Raw genomic sequence first — 16,423 nt, forward strand, 5'->3', positions numbered from 1 at the left:
GTCAGCGACTGCGGATCATGGTGCGCACCAAGCGCATTCCCTGCCCCACCGACACCTCCGGCAGGTAGGCGCGGCCGACGGCGTTGCCGATGCTCGGCAGCGCCGCCGGATCGGCGAACGTCATGTACATCGGCACGTAGTCGGGCTGGAACTTCGCCTTGAACGCCAGTAGCGACCGGAACCCGTACACCGGTTCGAGGGTGCGACCGAGGACGTCGAGGAGTCGGTCGAGGACCGCCGCGAGCGTCACCTGCTCCCGGGCCTGCTCGTCGTCGGCGGGCGGCGCATCCTGCCCCGCCTGCACAGTGGCGAGGGGTGCGCCCGACAGGCTGACGAACTCCGCGCCCTCCTCCTTCAGGGACAGTGCGGCGGAGGCGATGAGGAATTCCATGGCGGGCCGGAACCCTTCCGCTCGCCTGCGCATGAAGTCGAGGGTCCAGCCGACGACCCGGCCGTCGCGGTACACGGGCATCCAGGACGTGACGCCGTGGACGGTGCGCGACTCGTCGACGGCGATCAGGCAGCGCACCTGCGGATCGTCGATCTCGTCGAGGCCGCCGAGGGTGAATCCCATCTCGGGCATCCCCTTGTCGGCGACCCACTCCTCGGAGATCGCGGTGATCTGGTCGGTCAACGACAGGGGCGCGTCGGGGAACCGTATCCACTCGGCGGTGACGCCGGACTTCGCGGCGCGGTTGAGGGCGGTGCGGACGTCCTGGAACTTCTTGCCCTTGAACTCGAGGCGGTCGAGGTGCAGAACGGTCTCCTCCGCGACCTGGATGGCCGACCAGCCGAGCGCGTCCGTGGCACGCTTCAGCGCGCCGGTGACGGAGTAGAAGCACGGTGTCCAGCCGTTGGCGGTGGCGAAGTCGGCGAAGGCGGTCGCGTTCGCACGCAACGATTCCGGTGGGCAGACCGGGTCGCCCGTGGTGAGCGCGACTCCCGAGATCACCCGGTACGCGACGTATCCACTGCCGTCGGGGGCGAACCAGTAGCGGTTGCCGCGCCACGTGGTCATCCACGACAGCGGAGCGCCCGACCCGCTGGTCAGGAGCGTCCGGGCGCGTTCGGTGTCGTCGGTGCGGCCCCCGTAGGAGGGGGCGAGGAACGTTCCCGCCACCACCGCGCACAGGACCACCCAGACCAGCACCCCCGTCCATTCGTACAGCAGGGTGGTGGGAGCGCTGTCGGGAAGGAAACGCGGGTCGAGCCACTGCAGGTAGACGGGCGGGATCAGGCGCTCGGGGTAGTCGGCCCCCAGCGACGCGACGGACGGCTCCCGATCGAAGCCGGAGCGGGCGAGCATCCCGAGCGCGACGTAGGCGACTCCGACGGCCACCCCGACCGCGGCGAGCCGGAGCCAGAGCGTGCGTTGGACGCCTCGCGGTGCCGACACGGTGAACCAGCCGCGGGTCGCGACCAGCACCAGCAGGATCGCGATCGGCACGACGAACGGGATCGCGGTCCGGTACACCGTCGGGGAGTCCAACCCGTAGTACAAGGTCTGCTCGTCCGCGAACCCGACGTAACGGATCCCGAAATCGATGACCGACAGGCCGAGGAGCACGATCTGCGCGACGACGGCGGCGATCCACGCGAATCGGCGTCCGCGGCGCAACCCGTCGGCGAGCACGAGCAGGAACACCGACGGCATCAGGCTCAGGATGGTCGGGCCTACCCCGCCGAGCCGCAGTTCGAGCAGTCCGCGCCTGCAGTCCTCGCTGGACGCGTCGGCCTCGCACAGCTCGCGAACCTCGCTGGGGGTCCACGGCACACCGCGGAACAGTTCGCGCAGCACGGCGAGGGGCCCGACCGCGTTGGGCGACAGGGCCGCGAGCACCGGTCCGAGCGCGCCTGCCGCGACGACCAGGGCGACGAGGACGCGACCCTCGCGCCGCGTCCCGGCCAGGTGGGCGCCGCGCGCGCTGCGTGCCACGATCCACGGTCCGATCACGAGTCCGACGACGGCGGCCCCGAGCCGGATCAGGTCGGAGAGGTGCCCACTGAACAGTGACATCGTGACGAGCAGGGCGAGCCCGCCGACGCGGACCCGCCGACGCCACAGCGTGGTCATGCCGGCGGCGGCCACCATCGCGGCTCCGATGATCCATGTCGTCGGACCGACCGCGGTTCCGATGTGCAGCCGGAAACCCCAGGTCTCGTCGACCGTCCGCACGAGGGCCGCGACCGCGAGGGCCAGCAGCGTTCCGAGGACCTGGGTGGAGGCCGCGGCAGCCAGAAACCGTCCGCTGCCGATGCGGTGTTCCACCGGTGCGGCGACCACGAGGACGAGCAGCGTCGCGACGAGGTAGCCGACGAGGCTCGGCGCCCAGAGTCCCGAGGTGAGCAGGGTCCACACCCGGCCGTGTTCGAGTGCGGGAACCGACGCCGCGAAGTGGCGCTGCACGTAGCCGCTCGGACCGGTCAGGCTGGACGTGGCGGCGCCGAGCACCCAGATCACCACGAGGAGGGTGATGCTCGCGGGCGCGCCGGACACTCCGAAGCGGACGAGTTCGGCGATGCGCCGCGACTGCCGGCGCACCGCGGTGATCGGTGATGTCACGAGATCAACCCCACTCTCCTCGACAACCAGTCCACCTGTCCTGCGAGGCCCGCTGACCACACCGCGAAACTGTGGCCGCCGGGCAGTTCCACGAGGTGCACGTCCATCCCCGCCTGTTGTGCCGCCGCGTACAGGGTGTGCACGCCCGGCGCGTACTCGAGGTCGTCGGCGCCGACGACGAAGACCCCCGCCGTCCCTGGGAATCGTCGTGACGCCATCAGATCCATCGGGTTGACCTCGGTGAACGCCGCGTCGTCGCCACCGAACGCCGCATCGACCGTTCGGCCGCGATCGCCGAGGGTCGGCTCGAGCTGCCCGGACAGGTCGAGGAACGTCGGGTAGACGTCGGGATGGTTGGTGGCGAGTTGGAGTGAGCACGTTCCGCCGTACGACAGGCCCCCGACTGCCCAGGCTCGCGGGTCGGTGTCGACCTGCAGGTTCGCCTTCACCCACTCGGGTACGTCGGTGGCCAGGTAGGTGTCGACGTTGCCGAGGTGGGAGTCGAGGCACAGCGGGTTGGCGAGGGTCGATCCGGTGCCGTCGGCGACGACGACCACCGGCGCGAGCCCACCGTGCTGCGCGGCGAACGCGTCCATCGTCTCGGCGAGGCGGCCACCGGCGAACCAGTCGCCGGGGCTTCCCGGTTGCCCGGCGAGCAGTACCAGGACCGGGAGCAGGGGTCGCGGGTCGGCGAAGTAGGCCGGGGGTAGGTAGATCTGGGCGTCGCGAGCGTCGAATCCGGATGCGGTGCCCGGGATGGGGACGGTCACGACGCTGCCGTGGTCGGGCAGATCGGCGGGCGGGTGCCAGTCCGCGTCGAGTGGAGTGCCGCTGACCGGGTCGGCGACCGGCCCCGGGACCTCGGCGAAGGCGAGCGCGTTCGCGGCGGGCAACCCGAGGACGTCGCGGACCGTCGGGTAGGCGTCGAACACGAGGTTGACCTGCGCGGCGGCGCCGACGACGACAGCAAGGGCGGCCACCACGGAGACGATGCCGCGCAGCAGGTGCCGATCGGTGGCGATGCGCGCGGCGGCGAGGAGGACCGCGAACAGTCCGCACCCGATCCAGGCATACACCGCGAGTGCGACGGGGTCGGGGAACGGACGCCACCACTTCTCGACGACGAGCCATCCGGCCGCGGTGAGCGCCCCCGCGGCCACGGCGCACGCAGGAACGACACGCAGGCGGTGCCGACGGGAGTCGGTGGTCGGTGCGAGCAGCAGCCACACCGCGCCCGCGACGGCGAGCACCGTCGCCGCCCACGGCACCGTCCCGGATAGCAGCGGTCGGTCGTACAACCAGTCCACTCCGTGGCCCCCTCTGCCCGTGTGGTCGCACCGACTGTGTCCATTCACTGATACACCGACTGCGTTACTACTGCGGGTAGTACGCACAACTGTCGGACAGTAAGTACCATGGGGCCATGGCAGGACTTGGCGAGCTCGAACGCGCAGTGATGGATCACCTGTGGTCCAGTTCCGAACCCCAGACCGTTCGTCAGGTGCACGAGGCCTTGGCGGAACGGCGTGAGCTTGCGTACACCACTGTCATGACCGTCTTGCAGCGGCTGGCGAAGAAGAACCTGGTGATTCAGCAGCGGGACGACCGCGCGCACCGGTACCTCCCCGTCCAGGGCCGCGACGAGCTCGTCGCGTCGCTCATGGTCGACGCGCTGGACCAGGCCCATGCCTCGGACGGCAGGGTCGCAGCGCTCGTGCACTTCGTCGGCAGGGTCGGCGCCGACGAGGCCGCCGCGCTCCGGGAGGCCCTCGCCGCACTGGAGGCGTCCGACGCGTCGTCGCGGCACCTGCGCAGCGTGGACACCGGTACCGATCGCGCGAGCTGACGCCCGCCCGTCGTGCATGATGGGTAGGCCATGAACCCCTCCACCGCGCTGGCCTTCGCTGTACTGGCCCTGCTCCTCACCGGCCCGGTCCCCGCGCTGCTCGCACGGGCCACCTGGCCTCATCGCGCACCCGGCGCAGCACTCGTGCTGTGGCAGGCCGTCGCGATCGCAGCGGTCCTGTCGGCGTTCAGCTCCGGTCTCGCGATCGCCACCGAGCTGCTCGTGCCCGGTCCCGACGGCCGGCCCACAACGGCGCCCCTCGAAGAGATCGACGCCCTCGGGTTGCCCCTGTGGATCGCCTACGTGGTGGTGTTCGCGATCACCCTCCTCATCGGGGCGAAGCTGATCTTCTCCATCGCCTCGGTCGCGGTGCGTACCCGGCGTCGGCGGGCCCGCCACCGGATGCTCGTCGACCTCCTCGACCAGGGCGAACCGCATCGCAGCCGCCAGTCGAACCTTCGCGTCCTCGACGCCGCCGAACCCATCGCGTACTGCCTGCCGGGACTCCGGCATCGGGTGGTCGTCAGCGCGGGCACCCTCGACAACCTCAACCGCGACGAGATCACCGCGATCCTCATGCACGAACGCTCACACCTGCGATCCCGGCACGACCTCGTGATCGAGGCGTTCACGGCGGTCAACGAGGCGTTCCCGAAGGTGGTGCGCAGCAATTCGGCGCTCGGGTCCGTGCAGTTGCTGGTCGAACTGCTCGCCGACGACTCCGCGGTGCGGGTCACGGGACCGACGCCGCTCGCGCGGGCGCTCGTCGCGTGCGCCGGGTCCAGTGCACCCGACGGAGCACTCGCCGCGGGCGGCCCGCACACCCTGACCCGCATCCAGCGGCTGACCCGTCCCGGCACCAGCATCCCGATCGCCCTCGGCGCGTACCTCGCGTCCGTGGCGATCCTCGTGGTGCCGACGATCGCCGTCGCGGTGCCGTGGCTCGTCGAACTCGAGCGCCTGTTCCGCGGATAGCGCGGCGCCCCCCGAGGGGTGATGCGAGGGTCACAGTCGCTCGGGATGAGAGTGCCTTCGCCGTCCCGTACACTCGACAACGGCCGTAATCGCGGCCCGACTCAATTGTTACTCACATTTTCGGCACGCCCCTGGCCAGACCAGGGTGAACGTGCCCGGCTCGTCTCTTTCTGCGCGACTGTTCACAGCCCCGCTCTCCGCGACGCGCCCGACGCCCGGAGAGGTATACCGCGTGACCAACGCTACCCAAGACAATGCTGCCCACGATCAGGCTGAAACGACCGCCGCACCGACGGATCAGTCCGCCGAGTCCGCAACCGTGACCGATCAGCCGACCTTCGCCGAGATCGGCCTCCCGGCCCCCGTGGTCGCCTCCCTGGCGCGCGACGGCATCACCGTCCCGTCTCCGATCCAGGCGATGGCGATCCCGGACGCGATCGCGGGCCGCAACGTCCTCGGGCGCGCCCAGACCGGTTCCGGCAAGACCCTCGCGTTCGGCCTGCCGATGCTGGCGCGTCTCGCCGGCCGCGACGACCGTCCCGCAGCGAAGCGCCCGCGCGCCCTGGTCCTGGTCCCGACCCGTGAGCTCGCCGTCCAGGTCGTGGACTCGCTGCACCCGTACGCGTCGACCGTCGGCCTGAAGGTGCGCTCCGCCGTCGGCGGCATGGTGTTCACCAAGCAGGTCGACCAGCTCGCGCGCGGCGTCGACATCCTCGTCGCCACCCCGGGCCGCCTCGGCGACCACCTGCGTCAGGAGACCTGCATCCTCGACGAGGTCGAGATGATCGCCCTGGACGAGGCCGACCAGATGGCCGACATGGGCTTCCTCCCCGAGGTGCGGTCCATCATCGAGCAGACCCGCCCCGACGGTCAGCGTCTGCTGTTCTCCGCGACCCTCGACCGCGAGGTGCAGTCGCTCGTCCGCCGGTTCCTACCCGACCACGTCGAGCACGCCACCGCGGACGGCCGCGCGAGCGTCACCACGATGGAGCACTACGTGCTCAACGTCGACCGCGGGCAGAAGGACGCCGTCCTCGCCGAGATCGGCGCCCGCAACGGGGGCCGCACCATCATGTTCGCCCGCACCAAGCTCGGTGCCGAGGGCATCACCGAACGGCTCCGCGAGGTCGGGGTCGTCGCGGAGGCACTGCACGGCGGCAAGGCGCAGAACCAGCGGACCCGCGTCCTCGAGCGGTTCAAGACCGGCCGGACGCCGATCCTCGTCGCGACCGACGTCGCGGCCCGCGGCATCCACGTCGACGGGATCGATCTCGTCGTGCACGTCGACCCGCCCGCCGACCACAAGGACTACCTGCACCGTGCGGGCCGCACCGCCCGCGCAGGCGAGAAGGGCACGGTCGTGTCGATCGTGCTCCCGAACCAGCGCCGGATGGTGCAGCGCCTGACCGACTCCGCCGGCGTCGACGCCGTTCAGGTGAACGTCCGCCCCGGATCCGAGGAACTGACGGCCATCACCGGCGCGCAGAAGCCGAGCGGCGAGCCGGTGCGCGAGCGTCGTGAGCGCTCCGACCGCGGCTTCGGTGATCGGCCGCGCCGCGAGGGTGGCTACCAGCGGAACGACCGCTCCTACGGTGACCGTTCCCAGCGCGGCGGAGACCGTTCCTACGGCGACCGTCCGCAGCGCAACGAGGGCGGCTACCGCGGCAACCGCGACGGCGGCAACCAGCGCAGCGGCGACCGCTCCTACGGCGATCGGCCGCAACGCAGCGAAGGTGGCTACCGCGGCAACAACGACCGCTCCTACGGCGACCGCCCGCAGCGCGACGGCGGCTACCAGCGCAGCGGCGACCGCAGCTACGGCGATCGGCCGCAGCGCAGCGAGGGCGGCTACCAGCGGAGCGATCGCTCCTACGGTGACCGGCCGCAGCGCAGCGAAGGTGGCTACCGCGGCAACAACGACCGCAGCTACGGCGACCGCCCCCAGCGCAGCGAGGGCGGCTACCGCGGCAACCGCGACGGCGGCAACCAGCGCAGCGGCGACCGCTCCTACGGCGATCGGCCGCAACGCAGCGAAGGTGGCTACCGCGGCAACAACGACCGCTCCTACGGCGACCGCCCGCAGCGCGACGGCGGCTACCAGCGCAGCGGCGACCGCAGCTACGGCGATCGGCCGCAGCGCAGCGAGGGCGGCTACCGCGGCAACCGTGACGGCGGCAACCAGCGGGGCGGGGACCGCTCCTACGGGGACCGGCCTCGCGGTGACCGTTCGTACGGTGACCGCCCGCAGCGCGACGGGTACCGCAGCGACCGCCCGCAGCGCGACGGTGGCTTCCAGCGCAGCGGCGACCGCCCGCAGCGCACCGAGCGCACGGGCACGTCCGGCGGTTTCCGCAGCCGGACGGAGCGTCGCTCGTACGACGGGTTCGACGGTCCGGTCCGCGACCGCTGATCCGCCTTCCACTGCACCGGCCGACGCCGCGACCCACTCGGGGTCGCGGCGTCGGCCGTTTCGTGCCGACCCCCTCCCCGTGTCATCCCACGGTGCGAGACCCTGGAGTGTCGCTCGTTTCGCGGGCAGGGAATGCTTGTCTGCATGACCGACAACACCTCCTCGACCGCGCGTGCCCAGATCGGCGTCACCGGACTTGCCGTGATGGGCTCGAACATTGCCCGCAACTTCGCCCGCCACGGACACACGGTCGCGCTGCACAACCGCAGTGTCGCCAAGACCGATGCCTTGATCGCCGAGCACGGCGACGAGGGTGACTTCGTTCGGACCGAGACCGTCGACGAGTTCGTCGCGGCGCTGCAGCGCCCGCGCCGTGTCCTGATCATGGTGAAGGCCGGTGAGGCCACCGACGCGGTGATCGAGGAGCTCGCGGCGGCGATGGAGCCGGGCGACATCATCATCGATGGCGGAAATGCCTTGTACACGGACACGATTCGCCGCGAAGCGTCGCTGCGTGAGCGTGGACTGCACTTCGTCGGCGCCGGCATCTCCGGTGGCGAGGAGGGCGCGTTGAACGGTCCGTCGATCATGCCGGGCGGACCGAAGGAGTCGTACGAGTCGCTCGGACCCCTGCTCGAGTCGGTTGCGGCGGTCGTCGACGGCACGCCGTGCTGCACGCACATCGGGCCGGACGGTGCCGGTCACTTCGTGAAGATGGTGCACAACGGCATCGAGTACGCCGACATGCAGTTGATCGGCGAGGCGTACCACCTGTTCCGGGACGCGCTCGGCTACGACGCCGGACAGGTCGCGAAGGTGTTCGCGGAGTGGAACACCGGCGAACTGGAGTCGTACCTGATCGAGATCACCGCGGAGGTGCTCTCACAGGTGGATGCGAAGACGGGGCAGCCCCTCGTCGACGTCATCGTGGATGCGGCGGAGCAGAAGGGCACGGGCCGCTGGACGGTGAAGTCTGCGCTCGACCTCGGTGTCCCGGTGACGGGTATCGCCGAGGCCGTGTTCGCGCGCGCACTGTCGGGATCGCGGGAACAGCGCGCCGCCGCGAAGGGTCTCGCGTCCGGTTCGCTGGGCGGCAAGCCCACGGATGCGGAGCAGTTCACCGAGGACATCCGCCGGGCGCTGTACGCGTCGAAGATCGTCGCGTACGCGCAGGGCTTCGACCAGATCCGCGCGGGCAGCGTCGAGTACAACTGGGATCTCACCCCCGGCGACATGGCGACGATCTGGCGCGGCGGCTGCATCATCCGGGCCCGGTTCCTGAACCGGATCAAGGAGGCGTACGACACGAACCCCGATCTGACGTCGCTGATCGTCGAGCCGTACTTCAAGGACGCGATCGAGAACGCGATCGATTCGTGGCGTCGCGTCGTCGTGACCGCGACGACGCTGGGTATCCCGGTCCCGGCGTTCTCCTCGTCGCTGTCGTACTACGACGGCCTGCGCGCGGAGCGTCTCCCGGCGGCACTGACGCAGGGGCAGCGCGACTTCTTCGGCGCGCACACCTACGAGCGCACGGATCGTCCGGGCAAGTTCCACACCCTCTGGAGCGGTGACCGCAGCGAGGTCGAGGCCTGAGTTCGCCGCATGCCGGTGGCGGTTCGCAGGAGCCGCCACCGGGATGCGGGGCCGCTGGTGCCGGGTCCACGGCGGTGGGAGACTGGGAGGCGTCGTCTAGCCGGGGGCTGTGGTGGATCCGAGCGAACGATCCCAGGGTGCGGTACCGGAGGTCTGCGACGTCTGCATCGTCGGGCCGGGTATCGCGGGACTGAATGCCCTTTTTGCGGCGAGCCGCCACCTGACTCGAGATCAGCGGGTCATCCTGGTCGAGCGCAGGGAGCGGGTCGGCGGCATGTGGGTGGACACCTACCCGTACGTTCGCCTGCACCAGCCCCATGGTCTGTTCACCGTCGGGAACATCCCGTGGCAGCTGGACCGGAACCGCTCCCACCTCGCCACCAAGGCGGAGGTCCTCGACCATTTCGAGCACTGTCTCGACGTGCTGCGGGGCCGGGTTCGGATCGACGAGCGGTTCGGGTGGTCGTTCGAGTCCGCCGACGAGTCCGCGGACGGGGTCGAGGTCGTCTGCTCGTCGGGTGACGGTCGGCGCCTGACGATCCGGGCGACAAATCTGATCAAGGCTTTCGGGCTCGACGTCACGCGGAACGCCCCGCTGACCGTGTCGAGTTCGCGTGTCCGGTCCGTCTCGCCCGACGGCTGCGACGTGCGGCAGGGCGACATGCGCGCGTCCACCGCCCCGGTCTGGGTGATCGGCGGCGGTAAGACGGGCATGGACACGGTGCACACCCTCGTCACCGAGTACCCCGGGCGGGAGGTGAACCTCGTGGCGGGATCGGGCACCTACTTCGTTCGTCGCGACTGGGCGTTCCCGGTCGGCGCCCGGCGGTGGTGGCGCGGGCCGCTTCCGGACGCGGTGGCGGCCGACGCCGCCCGCCGATTCGACGGGACGAACGAGGTGGAAGTGGCGGCGTGGTATCGCACCACCCACGGTATCGACGTCACCGGCGCGGCCAGCAACTTCGTGCTGGGGGTGCTGTCGGAAGCGGAGAGCGACACGATCACGTCCGGCCTGGGCGCCGTGTACATGGACCACTTCGTCGACGCGGTCGATCGGGACGGTGCCACCGACGTGGTGCTCCGAAGCGGGGCACGAAAAGCGATCGAACCGGGCAGCTGGATCGTGAACTGCACCGGCTACGTCAGGATCGACGCCCCCTACGAGCCGTACGTGTCCCCGGGTGGGCGTGTGGTGACGATCCAGCCCCGGTCCGCAATCATGCACCTGCCCGGCTTCATGGGCTACTACCTGACGCACCTGTTGATGTCGGGGAAGGCCACGACCGTTCCCCTCTACGAACTCGACTGGAAGGGACTGCTCGACGGCGGCGGCAAACCCGCGTTCAGCTACGCGGTGATGGCATTGGCGATGTACAACCTCGGGCTGCTGGCAGATGCCCTGCCCGGCCGTGTCTTCCGCGACTGCGGCCTCGACTTCGACCGTTGGTATCCGGCGCCCCGCCGACTGGCCGGGCAGGCGCGGTTCGCGGCCACCAGCCACCGCGACCGCAACCACCATCGCCGGACGCTGGATACGATCCGGGGGCGCTTCGGCATTCGGTGCGGCCCGCTCGTCGAGGCGTGAGTGCAGATCGATGATCGGGCGTGTCACGGAGCCCCGGTCCCGTTGCGCGGCGGTCCGAGTAGCGGCTGCACGATGGTCGAGTCCTCCGCCCCTTCCCACGGCAACAGCCCCCGGCAGTCGGCCCACACCGCCTGCAGTGCGCGGATGCGTCCGTACATCGCGACGGCGCCGAGCAGCCAGGACTCACATTCGCGCACCTCGACGAGGTACACGTCGAGCCCGCCCGCGGTGTGCCGGTCGCCGGGCCGCAGGTCGAGTCCGCTCGCCTGCCACGATCCGAGGTCGTTGAGCACCTGCGCGGACTGGTCGGCGACCCGTCCGGTGACCACCAGTTCGGGTAGCCCCTTCGCGGTGTGCCCCACCGAGTAGCAGTACGCGGGATACACGTCGTATTCGTCGATGCCGGACTGCACGTACTGCAGCGCCCAGCCGTGCCGGCGAATACTGCGCCGCAGGTCCCGCTCCATCTGCGCCGCCGATTTGCCGTCACACATCTCGCACATCCGTCTCCCCCTCCGCGATGACTTCGAAACAATGTTCGAACAGATGGTGCACGATCCCACCGACACGATTGGCCGTCAGTGACACGCCCCGACCCGCGGTAGCCTCTACCTGCACCGATCGCGAGGAGTCCACCCGCATGTCCACCTTCGCCGACCTCGGCCTGCCCACGACACTGGTGCAGTCCCTGCGCCGGGAGCACATCGTCGATCCGTTCCCGATCCAGTCACTGGTGATCCCCGACATCCTCGGCGGCGCCGACGTACTCGGGCGCGGTCCGACCGGCTCCGGGAAGACCCTCGCGTTCGGATTGCCGATGTTGGTGCGGCTCAAGGGTGGTTTCAGCGCGCCGAAGCGGCCGCGCGGACTCGTCCTGGCACCGACGCGTGAGCTCGCGACGCAGATCGAGCGGGCACTCGACGAGTCGGCCCTCGCGGTCGGGATGCGGATCGCGTCGGCGACGGGCGGTGTCCCGACGAAGGGGCAGGCCGAGCGCCTCGCGCGCGGGGTCGATCTGCTCGTCGCGACCCCGGGCCGGCTGATCGACCTGCTGAACCAGGGCGCCGTCGCGCTCGACGACGTGGCCGTCACCGCCGTCGACGAGGCCGACCACATGGCGGAGATCGGGTTTCTGCCGCAGGTGACGGCGATCCTCGACCGCACCCCGGATTCCGGCCAGCGCCTGCTGTTCTCGGCAACCCTCGACGAGGACGTCCGGGCGCTCGTCGACCGCTACCTCACCGACCCGGTGACGCATGCGACGGCGTCCGCGGCGGCACCGGTGGCCCCGACCGATCATCACGTCCTGCTCGTCGACCGCGCCGACAAGGACGCGGTGGTCGCGCAGATCGCGTCGCGGACCGGCCGGACCCTGCTGTTCGTGCGTACCCAGCACGGCGTCGACCGTCTGGTCGCGCGGCTCGCGCAGGTGGGGGTGCGGGCGGGGACGCTGCACGGCGGGAAGTCGCAGGCGTTCCGCCGACACGCGTTGTCGGCGTTCACGTCCGGCGCGGTTCCGGTCCTGGTCGCCACCGACGTCGCCGCCCGCGGCATCCACGTCGACGACATCTCGCTCGTCGTGCACGTCGATCCGCCCGCGGATCCCAAGGACTATCTGCACCGGGCCGGTCGCACCGCGCGCGCCGGTGCGGCGGGGACCGTGGTGACCCTCGCGACGGAGGACCAGCGCGCCGAGGTCGAGGCGATGACGGCGAAGGCGGGTGTCGGATCGAAGGGAGTACACGTCGCCCCCGGAGACCGCATCCTCGTCTCCCTCACCGGGGCCGCACGGCCGTCGGGTGTCCCGGTACCCGACGAGACCGCCCCCGCCCCCGAGTCGGCCCGGCCGACCCGTCCGACCGCAGGACGCAGCGGAGGGCCGCGCCGCGAACAGGCGGGCCGATCGCGGCGACAGCCGCCGCGGAGTAGGGGACGCTGAACTCCATGACCGACCTGCCGCTGCTGGCCGTCCTGTGTGCACTCGTGGGCGCACTGCTGTTCGCGATCGGGTCGGTCGCGCAGCAGTCCGCGGCGGCAGGTGTCGACGAGGGTGATGCTCTGATCGGCGAGCTGATCCGGTCGCCGCGCTGGTGGGTCGGGGTCGGCGGCGACGTCGGCGGCTACGCGTTCCAGGCGACCGCACTCGGTCTGGGGTCGGTGCTGGTGGTGCAGCCGCTGATCGTGAGCACACTGCTGTTCGCGTTGCCGCTGTCGGCGAGGTTCGCGGGTACCCGGATGTCCGCGAAGACCTGGCTGACGGCGATCGCGTTGGCGTCCTCGCTGGTGGTGTTCCTGACGGTCGGCAACCCGACCGAGGGCGCCGCCACGGCGACCTTGCGGCACTGGGCGTTGCCGTTGGCCCTGGTGGTCGGGGCGTGCGTGGTCGCGGTGGTCGTCGCCGGGACCCGAGTTCCGGCGGGTGCGCGGGCATTGCTGCTCGGAGCGGCGTGCGGTGGCCTGTACGGGGTCGCGGTGGCGTTGACGAAACCGGTGATCGACGATCTGGAGCACGGCCCCGTCGCGGTGGTGACCGGGTGGGAGCCGTGGGCGCTCGTCGCGGCCGGGGTGGCCGGGTTCTACCTGCAGCAGCGTGCGTTCCAGGCGGGGTCGCTGGCCGCGTCGCTGCCCGCCATCACGATCGGCGAACCGCTCGTCGCGTCCTACCTCGGGTTCACGGTGCTCGACGAGCGACTCCGGGTGCAGGGCGCAGGCCTCGTCGTCGTCGCGGCGTCGGTCGCCGTGATGATCTGGGCGACGATCGCGCTGTCGCGGTCCCAGGCGCAGTCGACGCCTGCCGCGGCCCTCGGGGACTCGGGGACATCCGGCGCGGCGGTGTCGCCGTAACGGGCAGCCAGGCGTTTAGCCTTGCGCAGTGACTACTGCGAAACACGAGGTCCCAACGCCGGCAGTGACCGGCCGCCGCCTCTCCTACCTGGCCTTCGCTCTGGTCGTGGTCGCCTACCTCGCGATCATCAAGATCAGCGGGACACTGATCGCCGGCTGGGCCGACGAGGACGACACGCTGACCACCCGAGGGGTGGTCTTCACCATGCTGATCCCCCTCGGTCTCTCCGTCGTCTTCACCTACGGCGTCATCGCCGCGCTCGGGTGGTGGCGGCCGGTGATGAAGGACGACCGCCCGGTCAACCGGTGGGTGTGGGTCGTGCCCGCCATCCTCCTCGGCGCGATCCTCCTCGGCATCAACTACAGCGCGCTGTCGGAGAAGGGCTGGCTGTTCATCGTCTGCCTCCTCATCGCCACGCAGTTCGTCGGCTGGGGCGAGGAAGGCATGTTCCGCGGCATCGGCGTCACGGTGCTTCGCCAACACGGCCTCCGCGAAGGCCAGGTCGCCCTGTGGTCCAGCCTCGTCTTCGGCGTTGTGCACCTGTCGAACGCCTTCACCGGCGGCGGCTCCGGCGCGATCGCCCAGGCTGCCATCGTCAGCATCGCGGGATACTTCTTCTATCTCACGCGCCGCGTGTCGGGCAGCAACGCGGTCAACTCCGTGATGCACGGCCTCTTCGACTTCTCGCTGCTCACCGGCACCGTCATCCTGCTGGACCAGCAGGCCTACGTGGGCACCTTCGCGCCGTTGCTGGCCTACCCGATTCTGGTGATCATCCTGCTGGTGAGGCGAAAGAGCATCGAACCAGCCGGCCGCGCCGACGCCGCTGCGACCCCGTCCTGACCGACACGCCACCCGGCGAGGGTGCGCACAAGCGGTGTCTCACTCACGGGGTGCGGTCGACCTGCCGGGAGCTCGACGCCGTCGAGCACTGACACCACCCGCGGTGACAGGTAGCGTCGATTTCGTGCGCTTCCTCGACGGACAGACCCCGCCCTACGACCTGACCTACGACGACGTGTTCCTCGTCCCGAATCGCACGGACGTCGCGTCCAGGTTCGATGTCGACCTCGCCACCCGCGACGGTTCCGGTACGACGATCCCGATCGTGGTGGCGAACATGACGGCCGTCGCGGGCAGGCGGATGGCCGAGACCGTCGCGCGGCGCGGCGGAATCGTCGTCATCCCGCAGGACGTGCCGCCTGCGGCGGTCGCGGAGACCGTCACCTTCGTCAAGAGCAGGCACCTCGTCGCCGACACCCCGGTGACGTTGGGCCCCGACGCATCGGTGTCGGATGCGTTGGCGTTGCTACCGAAGCGCGCGCACGGCGCGGTGGTGGTCGTCGACGGTGACCGGCGCCCGATCGGCGTGGTCACCGAGTCGGCCTGCGCGGACGTGGACCGGTTCACCCGCCTCGCCGCGATCGCGGCGACCGACTTCCCGGTCGCGCCGGTGAGCGCATCGGCGCGGGAGGTGTTCGACCTGCTCGCGTCCCGGCACGAGACGTTCGCGGTGATGGTCGACGATGCGGGACGTCTCGAAGGAGTCCTGACCCGGACCGGCACGATTCGCGCGGGCATCTACGCCCCCGCCCTCGACGAGAGCGGGCGCCTGCGGATCGCGGCCGCCGTCGGCATCAACGGCGACGTGTCGGCGAAGGCGAAGGCACTGGTCGATGCGGGAGCCGACGTGCTGGTGATGGACACCGCGCACGGACATCAGAAGCGGATGCTCGACGCGCTGTCCGCAGTTGCGGGACTCGATCTCGGGGTGCCACTCGTCGCGGGCAACGTGGTGTCCGCGGCCGGAACCCGCGATCTCGTCGCGGCGGGCGCGAACATCGTCAAGGTCGGTGTCGGCCCCGGCGCGATGTGCACCACCCGGATGATGACCGGCGTCGGGCGACCCCAGTTCTCCGCGGTCGCCGAATGTGCCGACGCGGCACGGGAACTCGGTGCGCACGTGTGGGCCGACGGCGGAGTCCGACACCCGCGTGACGTGGCGCTGGCGCTGGCCGCGGGAGCGTCGAACGTGATGATCGGGTCGTGGTTCGCCGGCACCTACGAGTCGCCAGGCGACCTGCGGTTCGACACGGAGGGCAACGCCTACAAGGAGAGTTTCGGGATGGCGAGCAAGCGGGCTGTCGCGGCGCGCACGGCCGCCGACAGCGGTTTCGACCGCGCCCGCAAGGCCCTGTTCGAGGAGGGGATCTCGAGTTCCCGGATGCGACTCGACCCCACGCGCCCCGGCGTCGAGGACCTGATCGACCATATCTGTTCCGGTGTCCGCAGCACCTGCACCTATGCCGGGGCCCGCAGCATCGAGGAACTGCACGACAAGGCGGTACTCGGGGTGCAGTCCGCGGCCGGGTTCGCCGAGGGACGCCCCCTGCCCGGCGGGTGGTGACCCGCCGCGACTGTGGCGCACGTCGCGGTTGCCCGTTTCCGGCGCCGCGGCCGGTAGAATGGCCGTCTCCAGTTAGGTGTGCGCCCGGCACGATCCGGGCACGACGAAAGGATCAAGGTGCCCGAGGCACCCGAATCGGCGCATGACGCCGACTCCGGCGACGACAGCAGTTCCACGACGGAGGGCTCCTCTACCG

The 16,423-nt window shown here is 70.6% G+C and carries 12 protein-coding genes; 9 read left to right on the forward strand and 3 right to left on the reverse strand.

Translation table 11 applies throughout. The features are described from left to right. Nucleotide 1: 1 nt before the first annotated feature. Together RHCRD62_RS09835 and RHCRD62_RS09840 are read right to left on the reverse strand one after the other, a co-directional pair. On the reverse strand, nucleotides 2–2,563 hold the full coding sequence (locus tag RHCRD62_RS09835; protein ID WP_253277257.1) for a bifunctional lysylphosphatidylglycerol flippase/synthetase MprF: 2,562 nt from the start codon (nucleotides 2,561–2,563) through the stop codon (nucleotides 2–4). After that, entirely contained in the window at nucleotides 2,560–3,870 is a 1,311-nt protein-coding gene (locus RHCRD62_RS09840) for an alpha/beta hydrolase (RefSeq protein ID WP_050064454.1), read from the reverse strand. The genes RHCRD62_RS09835 and RHCRD62_RS09840 overlap by 4 nt, the downstream gene beginning before the upstream one ends. Before the next feature lie 116 nt (nucleotides 3,871–3,986). Here RHCRD62_RS09840 and RHCRD62_RS09845 point away from each other — a divergent pair, with 116 nt between their 5' ends. The 5 genes from RHCRD62_RS09845 (at nucleotide 3,987) to RHCRD62_RS09865 (ending at nucleotide 10,975) form a co-directional block, all read left to right on the forward strand. Next, entirely contained in the window at nucleotides 3,987–4,409 is a 423-nt protein-coding gene (locus RHCRD62_RS09845) for a BlaI/MecI/CopY family transcriptional regulator (protein ID WP_050064455.1), read from the forward strand. A gap of 30 nt (nucleotides 4,410–4,439) precedes the next feature. Continuing rightward, complete coding sequence (locus RHCRD62_RS09850) at nucleotides 4,440–5,384, forward strand: M56 family metallopeptidase (RefSeq protein ID WP_050064456.1); 945 nt, start codon at nucleotides 4,440–4,442, stop codon at nucleotides 5,382–5,384. Between the two features lie 232 nt (nucleotides 5,385–5,616). Next, nucleotides 5,617–7,794, forward strand: coding sequence for a DEAD/DEAH box helicase (locus RHCRD62_RS09855; RefSeq protein ID WP_050064457.1), 2,178 nt, complete (start codon nucleotides 5,617–5,619; stop codon nucleotides 7,792–7,794). A 144-nt stretch (nucleotides 7,795–7,938) separates the two neighbouring features. Beyond that, nucleotides 7,939–9,390, forward strand: coding sequence for an NADP-dependent phosphogluconate dehydrogenase (gene gndA, locus RHCRD62_RS09860; protein ID WP_050064597.1), 1,452 nt, complete (start codon nucleotides 7,939–7,941; stop codon nucleotides 9,388–9,390). 109 nt (nucleotides 9,391–9,499) lie between these two features. Further along, entirely contained in the window at nucleotides 9,500–10,975 is a 1,476-nt protein-coding gene (locus RHCRD62_RS09865; protein WP_050064458.1) for an NAD(P)/FAD-dependent oxidoreductase, read from the forward strand. A 23-nt stretch (nucleotides 10,976–10,998) separates the two neighbouring features. On the opposite strand, the gene RHCRD62_RS09870 is transcribed toward RHCRD62_RS09865, so the two are convergent. Further along, nucleotides 10,999–11,469: a DUF4262 domain-containing protein gene (locus RHCRD62_RS09870; protein ID WP_253277258.1), complete on the reverse strand. Its 471-nt coding sequence runs from the start codon at nucleotides 11,467–11,469 to the stop codon at nucleotides 10,999–11,001. Between the two features lie 146 nt (nucleotides 11,470–11,615). On the opposite strand from RHCRD62_RS09870, the gene RHCRD62_RS09875 reads away from it, so the two are divergent. From RHCRD62_RS09875 to RHCRD62_RS09890, 4 genes are all read left to right on the forward strand, one after another. Continuing rightward, nucleotides 11,616–12,914: a DEAD/DEAH box helicase gene (locus RHCRD62_RS09875; protein WP_050064460.1), complete on the forward strand. Its 1,299-nt coding sequence runs from the start codon at nucleotides 11,616–11,618 to the stop codon at nucleotides 12,912–12,914. 5 nt (nucleotides 12,915–12,919) lie between these two features. Beyond that, on the forward strand, nucleotides 12,920–13,819 hold the full coding sequence (locus RHCRD62_RS09880) for a DMT family transporter (protein ID WP_050064461.1): 900 nt from the start codon (nucleotides 12,920–12,922) through the stop codon (nucleotides 13,817–13,819). Nucleotides 13,820–13,847: 28 nt separating this feature from the next. After that, nucleotides 13,848–14,663 (forward strand): CPBP family intramembrane glutamic endopeptidase, encoded by an 816-nt coding sequence (locus RHCRD62_RS09885; RefSeq protein WP_050064462.1) that lies wholly within the window; start codon nucleotides 13,848–13,850, stop codon nucleotides 14,661–14,663. A gap of 124 nt (nucleotides 14,664–14,787) precedes the next feature. Continuing rightward, nucleotides 14,788–16,227, forward strand: coding sequence for a GuaB1 family IMP dehydrogenase-related protein (locus tag RHCRD62_RS09890; RefSeq protein ID WP_050064598.1), 1,440 nt, complete (start codon nucleotides 14,788–14,790; stop codon nucleotides 16,225–16,227). The last annotated feature ends 196 nt before the right edge of the window (nucleotides 16,228–16,423 follow it).

The sequence above is a fragment of the Rhodococcus sp. RD6.2 genome, assembly GCF_001040705.1.
In the GTDB taxonomy this organism is placed as follows: Bacteria; Actinomycetota; Actinomycetes; order Mycobacteriales; family Mycobacteriaceae; genus Rhodococcus_G.

What these genes read in the sequence shown, in the direction of transcription:
- gndA (WP_050064597.1), top strand. Translation starts at nt 7,939, where the DNA reads ATGACCGACAACACCTCCTCGACCGCGCGTGCCCAGATCGGCGTCACC.
- RHCRD62_RS09875 (WP_050064460.1), top strand. Translation starts at nt 11,616, where the DNA reads ATGTCCACCTTCGCCGACCTCGGCCTGCCCACGACACTGGTGCAGTCC.
- RHCRD62_RS09845 (WP_050064455.1), top strand. Translation starts at nt 3,987, where the DNA reads ATGGCAGGACTTGGCGAGCTCGAACGCGCAGTGATGGATCACCTGTGG.
- RHCRD62_RS09880 (WP_050064461.1), top strand. Translation starts at nt 12,920, where the DNA reads ATGACCGACCTGCCGCTGCTGGCCGTCCTGTGTGCACTCGTGGGCGCA.
- RHCRD62_RS09870 (WP_253277258.1), bottom strand. Translation starts at nt 11,469, where the DNA reads ATGTGTGACGGCAAATCGGCGGCGCAGATGGAGCGGGACCTGCGGCGC.
- RHCRD62_RS09850 (WP_050064456.1), top strand. Translation starts at nt 4,440, where the DNA reads ATGAACCCCTCCACCGCGCTGGCCTTCGCTGTACTGGCCCTGCTCCTC.